This window comes from Oleiphilus sp. HI0061, from assembly GCF_001635675.1.
In genome coordinates this window covers 1-720 of sequence record NZ_LWFE01000412.1, presented here as the reverse complement: position 1 = coordinate 720, position 720 = coordinate 1, and the positions used below count along the sequence as shown (strand labels likewise).

Genomic DNA, 720 nt, shown 5'->3' with positions numbered 1-720 from the left:
ACCGCAACCACCTGAGAATAGTGTGTCCCCACAAAACAATGCGTCTAGTTGTTCGCAATAGTAGGCATTATGATCAAGCGTATGACCCGGAACGTCGAGGCTTTTGAATTGTAAGCCAAGTAAGCTGATCGCTTCGCCTTCAGACAGTTGCTCATCGATACCTTCAACTTTTGAGTGAGATGAGCCGAAGCTTTTACAGTCATATTGATCTTTAAGTTTTGCCAAGCCTCCCGTGTGATCAGGGTGGTGGTGAGTGATAAGAATTGCTACTAGGTCTAGCCCTTGTGAATTCAAATAATCTTGAGTGTCACTAAATGAGCCAGGATCAACAACGACAGCCTGCATGCTCGCGTCATCATATATACACCAGATATAATTGTCTGAAAAAGCAGGTATGCCATGAACTTTTATCATATGATAACTCTCACTTAGGTTGATTTGTCATAGCTTAGAATGAATACTGGGTAAATTAAAGCTACTTTAGATAGAGTCTGCTTTGTTGCGAGCACGCTGCGGGAGCTTTGCGATGTCAGGGTTACAAGATTTGGATAAAAATGCACAGGCTAACAGTTCTAAACAACAGCAACTGGAACAGTGGTTTCAGAGTGCTTTAGGACGTAGTTTATTAGCTGACCAACGGCGTAATATAGCAAATAAAATACATCGCTTGTTTGGCTATCACCAGGCTGAGATAGGTGTCTCGCATAGGGTGCCAGTAGG

1 protein-coding gene and 1 pseudogene are annotated in these 720 nt (G+C 42.9%); one reads left to right on the top strand and one right to left on the bottom strand.

Annotated features, from left to right (window positions below):
- The coding region (locus A3735_RS05580; RefSeq protein WP_156499435.1) for an MBL fold metallo-hydrolase at positions 1–414 on the bottom strand (414 nt) is incomplete at its 3' end.
- Positions 415–526: 112 nt separating this feature from the next.
- On the opposite strand from A3735_RS05580, the pseudogene A3735_RS29480 reads away from it, so the two are divergent.
- A pseudogene (locus tag A3735_RS29480) lies at positions 527–720 on the top strand (hypothetical protein); the annotation flags it as partial.